13 protein-coding genes are annotated in these 15,318 nt (G+C 59.3%); 10 read left to right on the plus strand and 3 right to left on the minus strand.

All coding sequences use genetic code 11. The features are described 5' to 3' along the window. Positions 1 to 34 precede the first annotated feature (34 nt). Together B2D37_RS04760 and mfd are read right to left on the minus strand one after the other, a co-directional pair. Positions 35 to 574: a CsiV family protein gene (locus tag B2D37_RS04760; RefSeq protein WP_079201638.1), complete on the minus strand. Its 540-nt coding sequence runs from the start codon at positions 572 to 574 to the stop codon at positions 35 to 37. A 10-nt stretch (positions 575 to 584) separates the two neighbouring features. Beyond that, positions 585 to 4,022 (minus strand): transcription-repair coupling factor, encoded by a 3,438-nt coding sequence (gene mfd / locus B2D37_RS04765; protein WP_079201639.1) that lies wholly within the window; start codon positions 4,020 to 4,022, stop codon positions 585 to 587. 149 nt (positions 4,023 to 4,171) lie between these two features. Here mfd and B2D37_RS04770 point away from each other — a divergent pair, with 149 nt between their 5' ends. Beyond that, positions 4,172 to 5,638 (plus strand): glyceraldehyde-3-phosphate dehydrogenase, encoded by a 1,467-nt coding sequence (locus tag B2D37_RS04770; RefSeq protein ID WP_079201640.1) that lies wholly within the window; start codon positions 4,172 to 4,174, stop codon positions 5,636 to 5,638. 65 nt (positions 5,639 to 5,703) lie between these two features. On the opposite strand, the gene B2D37_RS04775 is transcribed toward B2D37_RS04770, so the two are convergent. After that, positions 5,704 to 6,264 (minus strand): chalcone isomerase family protein, encoded by a 561-nt coding sequence (locus B2D37_RS04775; protein WP_079201641.1) that lies wholly within the window; start codon positions 6,262 to 6,264, stop codon positions 5,704 to 5,706. Positions 6,265 to 6,536: 272 nt separating this feature from the next. On the opposite strand from B2D37_RS04775, the gene B2D37_RS04780 reads away from it, so the two are divergent. The 9 genes from B2D37_RS04780 to sthA all read left to right on the plus strand — a co-directional run bounded on the left by B2D37_RS04780 (position 6,537) and on the right by sthA (position 15,162). Further along, the gene (locus B2D37_RS04780; protein ID WP_079201642.1) at positions 6,537 to 7,874 is read left to right on the plus strand and encodes a Na(+)-translocating NADH-quinone reductase subunit A; all 1,338 of its coding nucleotides are present in this window, start codon (positions 6,537 to 6,539) and stop codon (positions 7,872 to 7,874) included. A 3-nt stretch (positions 7,875 to 7,877) separates the two neighbouring features. Next, positions 7,878 to 9,089, plus strand: coding sequence for an NADH:ubiquinone reductase (Na(+)-transporting) subunit B (locus B2D37_RS04785; RefSeq protein WP_079201643.1), 1,212 nt, complete (start codon positions 7,878 to 7,880; stop codon positions 9,087 to 9,089). Further along, complete coding sequence (locus tag B2D37_RS04790; protein WP_079201644.1) at positions 9,082 to 9,870, plus strand: Na(+)-translocating NADH-quinone reductase subunit C; 789 nt, start codon at positions 9,082 to 9,084, stop codon at positions 9,868 to 9,870. The genes B2D37_RS04785 and B2D37_RS04790 overlap by 8 nt, the downstream gene beginning before the upstream one ends. Continuing rightward, entirely contained in the window at positions 9,867 to 10,541 is a 675-nt protein-coding gene (locus B2D37_RS04795) for an NADH:ubiquinone reductase (Na(+)-transporting) subunit D (protein ID WP_177345182.1), read from the plus strand. The genes B2D37_RS04790 and B2D37_RS04795 overlap by 4 nt, the downstream gene beginning before the upstream one ends. Continuing rightward, a complete protein-coding gene (gene nqrE / locus B2D37_RS04800) occupies positions 10,541 to 11,149 on the plus strand; it encodes an NADH:ubiquinone reductase (Na(+)-transporting) subunit E (RefSeq protein ID WP_079201646.1) in 609 nt (202 codons plus the stop codon). The genes B2D37_RS04795 and nqrE overlap by 1 nt, the downstream gene beginning before the upstream one ends. 15 nt (positions 11,150 to 11,164) lie before the next feature. Beyond that, entirely contained in the window at positions 11,165 to 12,391 is a 1,227-nt protein-coding gene (nqrF, locus tag B2D37_RS04805) for an NADH:ubiquinone reductase (Na(+)-transporting) subunit F (RefSeq protein ID WP_154067039.1), read from the plus strand. 2 nt (positions 12,392 to 12,393) lie between these two features. Then, on the plus strand, positions 12,394 to 13,419 hold the full coding sequence (locus B2D37_RS04810; RefSeq protein ID WP_079201647.1) for an FAD:protein FMN transferase: 1,026 nt from the start codon (positions 12,394 to 12,396) through the stop codon (positions 13,417 to 13,419). Beyond that, entirely contained in the window at positions 13,416 to 13,646 is a 231-nt protein-coding gene (gene nqrM / locus B2D37_RS04815) for a (Na+)-NQR maturation NqrM (RefSeq protein WP_079201648.1), read from the plus strand. Before B2D37_RS04810 ends, nqrM begins: the two co-directional genes overlap by 4 nt. A 121-nt stretch (positions 13,647 to 13,767) precedes the next feature. Beyond that, on the plus strand, positions 13,768 to 15,162 hold the full coding sequence (gene sthA / locus B2D37_RS04820) for a Si-specific NAD(P)(+) transhydrogenase (RefSeq protein WP_079201649.1): 1,395 nt from the start codon (positions 13,768 to 13,770) through the stop codon (positions 15,160 to 15,162). The last annotated feature ends 156 nt before the right edge of the window (positions 15,163 to 15,318 follow it).

Below are 15,318 nucleotides of genomic sequence, written 5' to 3' on the forward strand. Positions count from 1 at the left end.
TTTTTTTGTGCAGGCAAGACGCCATGGGTACCGTTTAAAGCGGGTTGATGCGCACCAGCAGGCCGAGGCTGCCGTGATCGAGGTAGGTCAGTTCGCCGCTTTGCAGGCGCACGCTGTGCTTGATCAGTTCGCTGCTGCTAAGCAGGCCGCTGTCATCGAAGCGGTTGACCCACAGCTTGGCGTCCAGGTCGATGAGGCGATCCTGCTTGAGATTCAGGGTGCCTTCTACCGGGAAATGCCCGAATTGTTCAGTGCCTGTGCTCAGCGCCACGCTGGCGGGGCTGGTGCCGATGCTCTGCGCCCAGGCTTTGTGCAGTAGCACGTTATAGCCGTTCGCCGGGGTGAGTTTGCCCGCTTCATTATTCAGCGAGGTGGCGCGCTCCTGGTTGGGGTCGATTGGCAATGCGCCTTGTGCCCAATCGTCGGGGGCGGGGCGCGCGGCGGCTAGTTGCTGCGTTGTTTGCCGGAAGACGATGACTTCAACCTGATACATGGTCTCGGCCAAGGCGGCAGTGCTGCTCAGTAGCGAGAACAGGATAAGCGGCAGCAAAGCCAGGGTGCGGAGTGCGCGCATGGGTCAGTCCTTACGCAGAGGGAGTCAGGCGCTCGAACAGCGCTTCCAGGGTATTAAATCGATGTTCCGGCTGCTCCATCGGCACCTGGAATTTGAACATTGTGGCGCCTTCGAACTTGTAGCGAGCCGGGGCGCCCTGGATCAGTTTGATCAGGGTCAGCGGATCGACGCAGGTGTCGGCGGCGAATTCGATGCGACCGCCTTGCGGGCCGGCGTCGACCTTCTTGATGCCGAGCTTTTCCGCCTGCAATTTCAGCAGGGTCAGGCGCACCAGGTTCTTGGTTGGTTCCGGCAGCAGGCCGAAGCGGTCGATCATCTCCACCTGCAGCTCTTTCAGGCCGTCTTCGTCGGCGGCCGAAGCGATGCGTTTGTAGAGGATCAGCCGGGCATGCACGTCCGGCAGGTAGTTTTCCGGGATCAGCGCCGCTACCCGCAAGTTGATTTCCGGGCCGCCACCCAGCGGTTGCTCGAGGTTGGGTTGTTCGCCCTTGCGGATGGCTTTGACCGCGCGCTCGAGCATTTCCATATACAGGGTAAAGCCGACCGCCTGGATCTGCCCGCTCTGGCCGTCGCCGAGCAGCTCGCCGGCGCCGCGGATTTCCAGGTCGTGGGTGGCCAGGAGGAAACCGGCGCCCAGGTCCTGGGCGCCGGAGATCGCCTCGAGGCGCTTCTGCGCGTCGTCGGTCATCTGCTTGCGCGGTGGCGTCAGCAGGTAGGCGTAAGCCTGGTGGTGGCTGCGCCCGACCCGGCCGCGCAGCTGGTGCAACTGGGCCAGGCCGAACTTGTCGGCGCGCTCGATGATGATGGTGTTGGCGCTGGGCACGTCGATGCCAGTCTCGATGATGGTCGAGGCGATCAGCACGTTGAAGCGCTTGTGGTAGAAGTCGCCCATCACCTGTTCCAGCTCGCGCTCGCGCATCTGCCCGTGGCCGATGCCGATGCGCGCCTCCGGCACCAGTTCGGCAAGGTCGGCCGCGCATTTCTCGATGGTCTTCACATCGTTGTGCAGGTAGTAGACCTGGCCGCCACGCAGCAGTTCGCGCAGCAGTGCTTCCTTGATGGTCGGGTTGTTCTGCTCCATGACGAAGGTGCGCACCGACAACCGGCGCGCTGGCGGGGTGGCGATGATCGACAGGTCGCGCATGCCCGCCACGGCCATGTTCAGGGTGCGCGGGATCGGCGTGGCGGTGAGGGTGAGGATATCCACTTCGCTGCGCAGGGCCTTGAGCTGTTCCTTCTGGCGCACGCCGAAACGGTGTTCCTCATCGATGATCACTAGGCCCAGGTTGTTGAATTTGACGTCACCCTGCAGCAGCTTGTGGGTGCCGATGACGATGTCGACTTTGCCCTCGGTCAGTTGCTGCATGGCCGCAGCGATTTCCTTGGCGCTCTTGAAGCGACTCATCACCTCGACATTCACCGGCCAGTCGGCGAAGCGGTCGCGAAAGCTGTTGTAGTGCTGCTGGGCGAGCAAGGTGGTGGGCACCAGCACGGCGACCTGGCGACCGCTGTGCACGGCGATAAAGGCGGCGCGCATGGCCACTTCGGTCTTGCCGAAGCCGACGTCGCCGCAGATCAGGCGATCCATCGGCTTGGCGGTGAGCATGTCGTCGCGCACCGCATCGATGGCGGTTTGCTGATCCGGGGTTTCCTCGAAGGGGAAGCCGGCGCTGAAGGTTGCGTAATCGAGCTGTGGGTCGGCGAAGGCGTAACCTTCGCGGGCGGCACGACGGGCATAGATGTCGAGCAGTTCGGCCGCCACGTCGCGCACTTGTTCGGCGGCCTTGCGTTTGGCTTTCTGCCAGATTTCCGAGCCGAGGCGGTGCAATGGGGCCAGGGCGTCGTCGCTGCCGGTGTAGCGGGCGATCAGGTGCAGGCTGGCGACCGGCACATAGAGTTTGGCTTCCTCGGCGTACATCAGCGCGAGGAACTCGGCAGCCTGGCCGTCGATCTCCAGGGTGATCAGGCCCAGGTAGCGACCGACGCCGTGATCGATATGCACCACGGGCGCACCTTCGCGCAGTTCGGCGAGGTTTTTGATCACATTGTCGCCGCCGTCACGCGACTTCTCGCGGCGGCGGCGTTGCATCACCCGTTGGCCGAACAGCGGGCTTTCGGCGATCAGGGCCAGGTCGTCGAGCAGCAGGCCGTCGTCGAGCGGGGCGATGGTGATACCCAGGCGCTCCTTGCCGGCCGTGAACTCCGGCCAGTTGGCCACTTCCCTGGGCTTGAGCTTGAGGCGGGCGAGCAATTCCAGTAGCACTTCGCGCCGTCCGGCGGACTCGGCGCAGAACAGTATGCGGCCTGGGTATTCTTCGATAAAGCGGCGCAGAGCGGCCAGTGGTTCGCTGGCCTTGGCCTGGATCGCCAGGTCGGGCAGGGGCTGCGCATTGAAGCGCTGGCGGCCGACGCCGGGTTCAATGTCCTCCTGGCTGATGACGACCCGTGGCCAGTCTTTCAGGCGGGCGAAGCAGTCTTCCACCGGCAGGAAGATGTCGGCTGGCGGCAGCAGCGGACGCTCGGGATCGACCCGGCGCTCGTCATAACGGTTGCGTGCGTCGCTCCAGAAGTGCTCGGCGGCTTTTTCCACCCCAGGCAGGGAAAATACCTGGGTGTCCTGTGGCAGGTAGTCGAACAGGGTCGCGGTTTCTTCGAAAAACAGCGGCAGGTAGTACTCGATGCCGGCCGGGGTGATGCCGGTGGACAGGTCTTGGTAGATCGGGCAACGGCGGAAATCCACGTCGAAACGTTCGCGAAAGCGTCCGCGGAAATCGCTGACGGCCTTTTTTTCCAGGGGGAATTCGCGGGCCGGCAGCAGCTTGATCGACTCGACCTTGTCGATCGAACGTTGGGTTTCTGGATCGAAGGTGCGCAGGGTTTCGATCTCATCGTCGAACAGGTCGATGCGAAACGGCTGGTCACTGCCCATCGGGAACAGATCGATCAGGGCGCCACGCACGGCGAATTCGCCGTGTTCGTAGACCGTGTCGACGCAGCGGTAGCCTGCCGCTTCCAGGCGGGTGCGCATGTCGTTGACGTCGAGTTTCTGGCCGGCGTCCAGCACCAGGCTGCTGCCGAGCAGAAAACGCTTGGGGGCCAGGCGATGTAGGGCGGTGGTGATTGGCACTACCAGGACGCCATGTTTCAGTCCTGGCAGGCGATAGAGCGCGGAAATTCGCTGGGAAATGATGTCCTGGTGCGGTGAAAACAGGTCGTAGGGCAGGGTTTCCCAGTCGGGAAAGTGCAGCACCGGCAACTCCGGGGCGAAGAAACTCAGCTCCTGCTGCAGGCGCTCGGCGTTCTGGCTGTCGGCGGTCAGCAGCAGAGTAAAGCGTTTGGCAGCGCTGGCGGCTTCGGCAATCGCCAGGCTCAAGGCAGCGCCGGGCAGGTTGCCCCAGTGCTGTTTTCCGGCGGTGGCGGGCAGGGACGGTAGGCGCATTATGGACACGGGCGGTACAGGCACGGGCGGCTCACGGTCATGGCGACATGGCCCGCGATTGTAACTATCCGCGCTAGTTGCTGTCAGTGTTTCGTCCGTTGCAGATTGCCGGCGATTGTCTACGCCGTCATAATGTAGCCCCTTTTTTCAGCCCCTACATGTGGAAGGTACTGCCCGTGAATCAGAATCCCGACCAGTGTCTCGGTGAGTGGATCGATCGAGAAGCCCTCGCAGAAGCGATGATTCCCTTGATTGGCCAGCTCTACCGCAACAACAACGTAGTCACCTCGATCTACGGTCGTAGCCTGATCAACCGTTCGGTCATTCAGATTCTCAAAGCCCACCGCTACGCACGCCACCGTCTGGATGGCGATGCCGAGCTGTCGGTGCATGACACTTTCCCGATGCTCAAGACCATGAGCGAACTCAAGTTGGGCGCCGCTTCCGTGGATTTAGGCCGCATGATGGCCAGGTACCTGGACGCGGCCAATGGCCGCAGCATCGAGCAGTTCGTGCGTGACGAACTGGAGCCGGTAGCCGGTCAGCAGAATGTCGTGGCCAGCAAGGGCACCGACGTGGTGCTCTACGGTTTCGGTCGTATCGGTCGTCTGCTGGCACGCATCCTGATTGAGAAAACCGGTGGCGGTGATGGCCTGCGTCTGCGGGCGATTGTCGTGCGCAGGGGCGCTGATAACGATTTGGACAAGCGCGCCAGTCTGCTGCGTCGTGACTCAGTTCACGGTCCGTTTGACGGCACCATCGTCATCGACGAGGAAAACAACACCATCACCGCCAATGGCAACCTGATTCAGGTGATCTACGCCAAGTCACCAAGCGAGGTGGATTACACCCAGTACGGTATCGACAACGCGCTGCTGGTGGATAACACCGGTGTGTGGCGTGACGCCGAGGGCCTGAGCCAGCATCTGGCCTGTCCTGGCATCGATCGCGTGGTGCTGACCGCGCCGGGCAAGGGCGCGTTGAAGAACATCGTGCATGGGATCAACCATGGCGACATCACGGCTGACGACAAGATCGTTTCTGCGGCCTCCTGCACCACCAATGCCATCGTGCCGGTGCTCAAGGCGGTGAATGATAAATACGGCATCATCAATGGTCATGTCGAAACCGTGCATTCGTACACCAACGACCAGAACCTGATAGACAACTTCCACAAGGGCAGTCGTCGTGGTCGTAGTGCCGCGCTGAACCTGGTGATCACCGAGACCGGTGCCGCCACTGCGGCTGCCAAGGCGCTGCCAGTACTCAAGGGCAAGTTGACCGGGAATGCCATTCGCGTACCGACGCCGAACGTGTCCATGGCCATCCTCAACCTGAACTTGGAAAAGCCCGCGACCCGTGAAGAGATGAACGAGTACCTGCGCTACATGGCGCTGCACTCGGATCTGCACAAGCAGATCGACTTCGTCAATTCCCAGGAGGTGGTCTCCACCGACTTCGTCGGCTCGCGTCACGCCGGTGTGGTGGATGCGGAGGCGACCATCTGCAATGACAATCGCGTTGTCCTGTACGTTTGGTACGACAACGAGTTCGGCTACAGCTGCCAGGTAGTTCGCGTGATGGAAGACATGGCTGGAGTCAATCCACCGGCTTTTCCGCGCTAAGCGCTAGCGGCGATTGAAGAAAAAACGGGAGCCTTGGCTCCCGTTTTTTTATTCGGGCTTGTCGGTTAGTCGCTGAGCAGGCTGTTGCGCAGGCTATCCGAGAGCCCGTTGGGCGCCAGCCAGATGCCCAGGTAGGCGCTGGCCAGTTCCGGGTTGCTGCTGGCAAAGGCGGTTTTGCCGTTGCGTTCCAGGCTCAGGCCACTGTCAGCGCTGTAATTGAGGGCGTAGCGGTCGCCTGGATTGATGTCCAGGAAATTGGCGTGAAAGGCGTTCAGTTCATTGCGCAGGCGCGCGAGCGTAGCCTGGTCATATTGTCTTCTCAGTGTGGTCCAGGCGGCCTCGATCACGTCGCTGCGCAGGATTTTGCGGAAGTAATAGAGTTCCAGGCGAATGCTGCGTTGACGGTCAAGGGCCTGGGCTGCACTGACATTGGGTTCTGCATAGAGGGCGGCGGCGTAGACGTCGACCCACAGGTAGCGCAGAACGCTTTGGTTTTTGCGCTCCAGGTTGGCTCGCTCCAGGGTTATATGTGGCGCGAAATCCGCTTGGCGCAAGCGCTCGTCAGAGCTGGCAAGCAGGGTAGGGCTGAGCAGGAACAAGGAGGCAAGGAGCAATAGTCGGCGCATGGTGAGCATCCTTGGGGCGCGGTATTTAAATGTCATCAACGCGGCATTTTGAGTCAAGTAGTCGTCAGTTTCGGCCTATTGCAGAAACCCCAAAAAAAGCAAGCGCTTGGGTGGTCAGTTGGGGGGCGCATCTTTATAATCAAACGGATTTTTTACCCGCGCTCGGCATCATTACCCGCGCCAATCACGTTATTGGTGTGGGTATGGCTATTAAGCATCCAGATGCCGCCCGTTTTTTAAAAAAGCTTATAAATCAGTGGTTAGGCAAACCTATGATCAAATTGAAACATGGGCTTGATTTGCCCATAACAGGCGCGCCGGCGCAGCGTATAGAGGCTGCAAGGCCGGTACGCAGTGTCGCCATCGTCGGCTTCGATTATCACGATATGAAGCCGACAATGCAGGTGCAGGTCGGCGATCGAGTCAAACTCGGTCAAGTGCTGTTCTCCGATAAGAGGTCGGCAGGGGTTGATTACACTGCGCCAGGCGCCGGGGTGGTCAGTGCGATTCATCGTGGTGAGAAGCGTGTGCTGCAGTCGCTGGTGATCGACCTGGACGGCGATGAGCAAGTGACCTTTGCCAGCTATCCACTGACGCAGCTGGACGATTTGAGTGATGCGCAGGTGCGTGAAAACCTCCTGCAGTCTGGTCTCTGGACCGCACTGCGCACTCGTCCGTTCAGCAAGGTGCCAGCGGTAGATGCAGTGCCCCGCTCTATTTTCGTCGCAGCCATGGATACCCAGCCGTTGGCGGCTGATCCAGTGGTGGTCATCGGCGAATATGCCGCTGATTTCGAAAACGGTCTCAAGGTGCTGAGCAATCTGGCCAAGGTATTCCTGTGCAAGGCCGCTGGCAGCAGCCTGCCGGGTGAGCAGCTGAGCAAGGTGCAGACCGAGGCGTTTGCCGGTCCGCATCCGGCTGGTCTGCCAGGCACCCATATCCACTTTCTCGATCCGGTCAATGCCAGCAAGAGTGTCTGGACGATCAACTATCAGGACGTGATTGCCGTCGGCAAGTTGTTCGCGACCGGGCAGTTGTGGGTCGAGCGTGTAGTCGCCCTGGCAGGTCCGGTGGTTGAGCAGCCACGTCTGTTGCGTACTCGCCTGGGCGCCAGTCTGGATGAGCTGACCGCAGGTCAATTGCAGTCTGGTTTTAACCGCGTGGTTTCCGGTTCGGTGCTTGGCGGGCGTACCGCCCAGGGTGCTTTTGCCTATCTGGGGCGTTATCACCTGCAGGTGTCGTGCCTGGCAGAGGGTAATGACCGCGAGATGCTGCATTACCTGCGCGCCGGGGTGAACAAGCATTCGGTGTTGAATGTTTTTGTTTCCAAGTTGGCGGCGGCGAAGAAGTTCGCGTTTTCCACCACGACCAACGGCAGCCCGCGGGCCATGGTGCCGGTCGGCAACTACGAAGAAGTGATGCCGCTGGATGTACTGCCGACGCAACTGCTGCGCTACCTGATCGTTGGTGATACCGAAATGGCCCAGAAGCTAGGCTGTCTCGAACTCGACGAAGAAGATCTGGCGCTGTGCAGCTATGTCTGTGCTGGCAAATATGAATACGGCCCGATCCTGCGCGATAACCTCGCCCGTATCGAGAAGGAGGGTTAACCCATGGGTATTCGCGAATTCCTCGACAAGATCGAGCACAACTTCGAGAAGGGTGGTAGGTACGAGAAGTGGTACGCCTTGTACGAGGCGCTCGACACCTTCCTCTATCGCCCCGGTAGCGTGACCAAAACCACTGCCCACGTGCGTGACGGCATTGACCTCAAGCGCATGATGATCATCGTCTGGTTGTGCACCTTCCCGGCGATGTTCTTCGGTATGTGGAACACCGGTTACCAGGCCAACCTGATTTTCGCCGGCAGCCCCGAGCTGTTGGCAGCGCAGGAAGGCTGGCACTTCGCGGTGATCAGCGCGCTGGCCGGTTTCGACCCAAACAGCCTGTGGGATAACTTCATCCAGGGTGCTGCCTGGTTCCTGCCGGTCTATGCGGTGATTTTCATCGTTGGCGGTTTCTGGGAAGTGCTGTTTGCCTCGATCCGCAAGCATGAAGTCAACGAAGGTTTCTTCGTCACCTCCGTGCTGTTCGCCCTGATTTTGCCGCCCAGCATTCCGTTGTGGCAGGTGGCGCTGGGTATCAGCTTCGGTGTGGTGATTGGCAAGGAAGTGTTCGGCGGTACTGGCAAGAACTTCCTCAACCCGGCGCTGACCGGTCGTGCCTTCCTGTTCTTCGCCTACCCGGCGCAGATGTCGGGTGATGCGGTCTGGACTGCGGTCGACGGCTTCGCTGGCGCGACCTCGCTGAGCCTGGCCGCCGCCGGCGGCATCGAGAACGTACTGAGCAATGGCATCAGCTGGATGAACGCCTTCGTCGGCACCATCCATGGTTCTTTGGGCGAAACCAGCACGCTGGCGATCATGATTGGCGGCGCTGTGCTGTTGATTACCAAGATCGCCTCCTGGCGCATCGTCGCCGGAGTGATGCTGGGTGTGATCGGCCTCAGCCTGCTGTTCAATACCCTCGGTTCGACCACCAATCCGATGTTCGCCATGCCGTGGTACTGGCATCTGGTCGTCGGTGGGTTTGCCTTCGGTATGTTCTTTATGGCCACCGACCCGGTGTCGGCGTCCATGACCAATACCGGCAAGTGGATTTTCGGTGTCTTGATCGGCGTCATGGTGGTGTTGATCCGCGTGGTCAACCCTGCATTCCCGGAAGGCATGATGCTGGCGATTTTGTTCGCCAACCTGTTCGCACCGCTGGTCGACCACTTCGTCGTTCAAGCCAATATCAAGCGGAGGCTGGCACGCAATGTCTAGTCAAAAAGAATCTACCGCCCGCACGTTGACGGTGGCCCTGCTGGTTTGCCTGGTGTGCTCGGTGTTCGTCGCCGGCGCCGCTGTGGCGCTCAAGCCGACTCAGGTGAGCAACCGTCTGCTGGATAAACAGCGCAGCATCCTGGCTATCGCCGGGCTGGGCGATGCGAGTATGTCGAGTGCGCAAGTCAAAGACATGTTCAAAGGCACCATTACCGCCAAGCTCGTGGATCTGCGAAGCGGCAAGTTCTCCGATGCCAAGGATCCAGTGACCTTCGATCCGCTGAAATCCTCGAAGGATCCCAAGCTTTCCAGCGTTCTGCCGGCTAAGCAGGATATCGCTTCGATCAAGCGTCTGGAGCATTACACCACGGTGTATGTGGTGGAAAAGGATGGCCAGGTCGACACCGTGATTCTGCCAATACGCGGTTATGGCTTGTGGTCAACGCTGTACGGTTTTATTGCACTTAAGGGCGATCTTAATACCGTGGCTGGCATGGGCTTCTATCAGCATGCCGAGACCCCGGGCCTGGGTGGCGAAGTGGATAACCCGAAGTGGAAAGGCCAGTGGCCAGGCAAGACTCTGTTTGACCAGGACGGCAAACTTGCCGTGGCGGTCGTCAAAGGCGGCGTCGACCCACAAAGCCCGAAGGCGGTGCATCAGGTCGATGCATTGGCCGGCGCGACCTTGACCAGTAAGGGCGTGGACAATCTGCTGAAATTCTGGCTTGGCCAGAATGGCTTCGGCCCGTTTATCGCTAACCTGCGTGCAGGGGAGGCTTGATCATGTCGCAACCCACGATCAAACAAGTACTGCTGGACCCAATCTTCAATAACAACCCCATTGGCCTGCAGATTCTTGGTATCTGTTCCGCCCTGGCGGTGACCACCAACCTGCAGACCGCACTGGTGATGTCGATTGCCCTGACCCTGGTGACAGGTTTTTCCAACCTGTTTATTTCAATGATTCGCAGCCAGATCCCTAGCTCTATCCGCATGATCGTGCAGATGGTGATCATCGCCTCGCTGGTGATCGTGGTGGATCAGGTGCTCAAGGCCTATGCCTATAGTCTGTCCAAGCAGCTATCGGTGTTCGTCGGTCTGATCATCACCAACTGCATCGTGATGGGCCGTGCCGAGGCCTTTGCCATGCAGAACCCGCCGGTGCTGTCGTTCTTCGACGGTATCGGTAACGGTATTGGTTACAGCGCCATGCTGATCATGCTGGGCATCGTTCGCGAGCTGTTTGGCAGTGGCAAGCTGATGGGCTTCGAAATCATTCCGGTGATCAACGATGGTGGCTGGTATCAGCCTAACGGTCTGCTGCTGTTGCCACCTTCGGCATTCTTCCTGATCGGCCTGTTTATCTGGGCCTTGCGCAGCTGGAAGAGAGAGCAGGTCGAACAGCCGAGCTTCAAGATGGCACCGCAAGTATCGAATAAGGAGGCCTATTAATGGAGCATTACATCAGCCTGCTGGCCAAGGCGGTGTTCGTCGAGAACATGGCGTTGGCCTTCTTCCTCGGCATGTGCACCTTCATCGCTATTTCGAAGAAAGTAGAAACGGCGATCGGTCTGGGTATCGCGGTGATCGTGGTGCAAGTCATCACCGTGCCTGCGAACAACCTGATCTACACCTACTTGTTGAAGGACGGTGCGCTGGCCTGGGCCGGCTTGCCGGAAGTCGATCTGAGCTTCCTCGGGCTGCTCAGCTATATCGGCGTGATCGCCGCCATCGTGCAGATCCTCGAGATGCTTCTGGATAAGTACGTGCCCGCGCTGTACAACGCCCTCGGCGTGTTCCTGCCGCTTATTACGGTTAACTGCGCCATCATGGGCGGCACCCTGTTTATGGTGGAACGTGACTACAACCTGGCGGAAAGTACCGTTTATGGCTTCGGTTCAGGTCTGTCCTGGGCGCTGGCGATTGCTGCATTGGCAGGCATTCGCGAGAAGCTCAAGTACAGCGACGTACCGGCAGGTCTACAGGGGTTGGGCATCACCTTTATCACCATCGGTCTGATGTCTCTGGGCTTCATGTCCTTCTCCGGCGTGCAGTTGTAAGGACGGGATGAATAGATGATCAATTACGAAATCTTTCTCGCCATTGGCATGTTCACCGGCATCGTGCTGGCGTTGGTGCTGGTTATTCTGGCTGCGCGCGCCAAGCTGGTTTCCAGCGGTGATGTGAGCATCGAGATCAATGGCGAAAGAACTATTGTGGTACCTGCTGGCGGCAAGCTGCTGCAGACCCTGGCGTCCAACAATATCTTTCTCTCGTCCGCCTGTGGCGGCGGTGGCACCTGTGCTCAGTGCAAGTGCGTAGTGGAAAGCGGCGGCGGCGAAATGCTGCCGACCGAAGAAGCTGCCTTCACTCGCCGCGAAGCCAAGGCTGGCTGGCGTCTGTCCTGCCAGACTCCGGTCAAGCAGGACATGAAGATCGAGGTGCCGGAAGAAGTCTTCGGCGTGAAGAAGTGGGAATGTACGGTGTTGTCCAATCCGAACGTGGCCACCTTCATCAAGGAGCTGACGCTGAAATTGCCGGAAGGCGAGAACGTCGACTTCCGCGCGGGTGGCTATGTCCAGCTGGAATGTCCGCCGCACAAAGTGCATTACAAGGACTTCGATATTCAGGAGGAGTATCGCGGCGACTGGGACAAGTTCAACCAGTGGAAGTACGTGTCCAAGGTCGAAGAGACCACGATCCGTGCCTTTTCCATGGCCAACTACCCGGAAGAAGTCGGGCTGGTGAAGTTCAATATCCGTATTGCCTCACCCCCACCGGGCAAGGACGATCTGCCACCGGGCAAGATGTCCTCCTGGGTCTTCAGCCTCAAGCCTGGCGACAAGGTCACCGTGTACGGTCCGTTTGGTGAGTTCTTCGCCAAGGACACCGATGCCGAGATGATCTTCGTCGGTGGTGGCGCCGGTATGGCGCCGATGCGTTCGCACATCTTCGACCAGCTCAAGCGCCTCAAGTCGACGCGCAAGATCAGCTTCTGGTATGGCGCACGCTCCATGCGTGAAGCCTTCTACGTGGAAGAGTACGACCAGTTGCAGGTAGAGAACCCCAACTTCAAGTGGCACCTGGCGTTGTCCGATCCACTGCCGGAAGACAATTGGTCCGGCATGAAGGGCTTCATCCACAACGTGCTGTTCGAGAACTACCTGAAGGAGCATCCGGCTCCGGAAGATTGCGAGTTCTACATGTGCGGCCCACCGATGATGAACGCCGCCGTGATCAAGATGTTGGTCGACCTGGGTGTGGAGGAGGAGAATATCCTGCTCGACGACTTCGGCGGCTAAGCATGAAGTTAGTGGTATTCCAGCCCGTTATCGCTGTCGCTCTTGCGGCAGCCCTAACGGGCTGTTTGCATTCTGAGACGGTCGAAGAGTTCGGCGGCCCCACTATGGGTAGCACCTATTCGGTCAAATATGTCACCGGCGAAGGCGTTGCCGATGGGCTGACCCTCAAGGACGAGACCGAGGCGGTTCTTGCCGAAGTCGACCAGCAGATGTCCACCTACCGAGACGACTCGGTTATCTCCGCGTTCAACCGAGCGCCAGCGGGCAGCTGTATGGCGGTTCCCGCAGGGATGCTCGAGGTTGTGCGCACGGGTCTGCAGTTGGCCAGGGAAAGTGACGGCGTGTTTGATCCCACTCTCGAACCCTTGCTCAACCTATGGGGCTTCGGTCCGCAGGCGCGGGTCGAGCGTGTGCCGAGCGCTGAGCAATTGGTTGAGGCGCGTCAACGCAGTGGTTATCGGCATCTGCGCATTGACGGGCAGCAACTGTGCAAGGATGTCGATCTGCAGTTGGATCTCAACAGTATCGCCGCCGGTTACACGGTCGATAAAATAAGCGCTCGCCTAGCTGAATTGGGTGTCTCTAATTATCTGGTGGACGTCACCGGGGAACTCAAGGCCGTCGGCAACAAGCCGGATGGGCAGCCCTGGCGCATTGCCATCGAGGCGCCACGCGATGATCAGCGAGTCGCACAGAGGATTCTGCAACTGGATGGTTACGGTATTTCCACCTCGGGTGATTACCGTAATTATTTCGAGGAAAATGGCGTGCGCTACTCGCATACGCTTGATCCGCACACCGGCGCGCCTATCACCCACAAGTTGGCGGCGGTGACAGTCGCCGATCCATCGACCTTACGCGCCGATGGCTTGTCTACATTGTTGATGGTGCTGGGGCCCGAGCAAGGTTTTGCCTACGCTGAGCAGGCCGGCATCGCGGCATTTTTCGTGACCCGTGAGGGCGAGGGCTTCGTCACACGGAGTACCACGGCTTTCGAGCAGCTGTTCGCTGCAGGAGAAGAGCAATGATTTGGTTGATCGTATTTTTCACCATGCTGTTGGTGGTGTCGCTGATGGCAGTTGGCGTGATCATGGGGGGTAAACCGATAGCCGGTTCCTGTGGTGGTATTGCCAATCTGGGTATCGAGAAAGAGTGCTCGATTTGCGGTGGGAGTCGCGAGAAGTGCGAAGAAGTCAACAGCTCGCCGGCCGAGACCAATACCCGCGAGCTCGCCTACGACGCGACCAAGCGCTAATCGCCATTCGCCGGCCTGCATGTCAGGCTGTTATCAAGTATTGATTGCCAGGCTGCTGATGCAGTACTGGCCCTGCCGAGAGTGCGGCACAAGCCCTCCGGTGTGATCTGAAGGAGTAAACATGGCGGTCTACAACTACGATGTAGTGGTGCTGGGTTCTGGCCCGGCGGGTGAGGGCGCGGCAATGAACGCCGCCAAGGCGGGGCGCAAGGTGGCGGTGGTTGATAGCCGCCGCGAGGTCGGCGGCAACTGCACCCACCTGGGCACCATCCCGTCCAAGGCCTTGCGCCATTCGGTGCGCCAGATCATGCAATTCAATACCAACCCGATGTTTCGTCAGATCGGCGAGCCGCGCTGGTTTTCCTTCCCCGATGTGCTCAAAAGTGCCGAGCGGGTGATCAGCAAGCAGGTGGCCTCGCGCACCGGATACTACGCGCGCAATCGCATCGACTTGTTCTTCGGCACTGGCAGTTTCGCCGACGACCAGACTATCGACGTGGTCTGCGCCAATGGCGTGGTGGAAAAGCTGGTGGCCAAGCAGATCATCATTGCTACCGGTTCGCGCCCCTATCGTCCGGCGGATGTCGATTTTAACCATCCGCGGGTGTACGAGAGCGACACCATTTTGACCCTCAGTCACACGCCGCGGCGGCTGATTATCTATGGGGCGGGGGTCATTGGTTGCGAATATGCGTCGATCTTCAGCGGTCTCGGGGTACTGGTCGATCTGATCGACAACCGTGATCAATTGCTCAGTTTTCTCGATGCGGAAATCTCCGATGCGCTGAGCTATCACCTGCGTAATAACAATGTACTGATTCGCCACAATGAAGAGTACGAAAGCATCGAGGGTGTCGACAACGGTGTGATCCTGAATCTCAAGTCGGGCAAGAAGATCAAAGCCGACGCCTTGCTCTGGTGCAACGGCCGAACCGGCAACACCGATAAGCTGGGCTTGGAAAACATCGGCATCAAGGTCAACAGCCGCGGGCAGGTAGAAGTCGACCAGAATTACCGTACCGAGGTGTCGAATATCTTCGCTGCTGGCGATGTGATTGGCTGGCCGAGTTTGGCCAGTGCGGCCTACGACCAGGGACGCTCGGCTGCTGGCAATATCGTTGAGAACGACAGCTGGCGTTTTGTCGATGATGTGCCGACCGGAATCTACACCATTCCGGAGATCAGCTCGATCGGCAAGAACGAGCGCGAGCTGACCCAGGCTAAGATCCCCTATGAGGTGGGTAAGGCATTCTTCAAGAGCATGGCGCGGGCGCAGATCTCCAACGAGCCGGTCGGCATGCTGAAGATCCTGTTCCACCGCGAAACGCTCGCAGTGCTAGGCGTGCACTGTTTCGGCTATCAGGCTTCGGAGATCGTGCATATCGGTCAGGCGATCATGAACCAGAAGGGTGAGGCCAACAGCCTCAGGTACTTCGTTAACACCACCTTCAACTACCCGACCATGGCTGAAGCCTATCGGGTGGCGGCGTTCGACGGTCTCAACCGGCTTTTTTGACCGGCTCCGATCGGTGGCCTGAGCCGGTCGGGGAAGATCCGTTCAGTGACTCTTCGGCGTGGCGCTGGCCTAACCGGGAGAGTTTCTGACCAGGCAGCAATAAAAAACCGGCCCACTGTGGCCGGTTTTTTATTGCCTGCTTTGCAGAGAGGATTA

This window comes from Pseudomonas sp. CC6-YY-74 (assembly GCF_002025205.1).
In the GTDB taxonomy this organism is placed as follows: domain Bacteria; phylum Pseudomonadota; class Gammaproteobacteria; order Pseudomonadales; family Pseudomonadaceae; genus Aquipseudomonas; species Aquipseudomonas paeninsulae.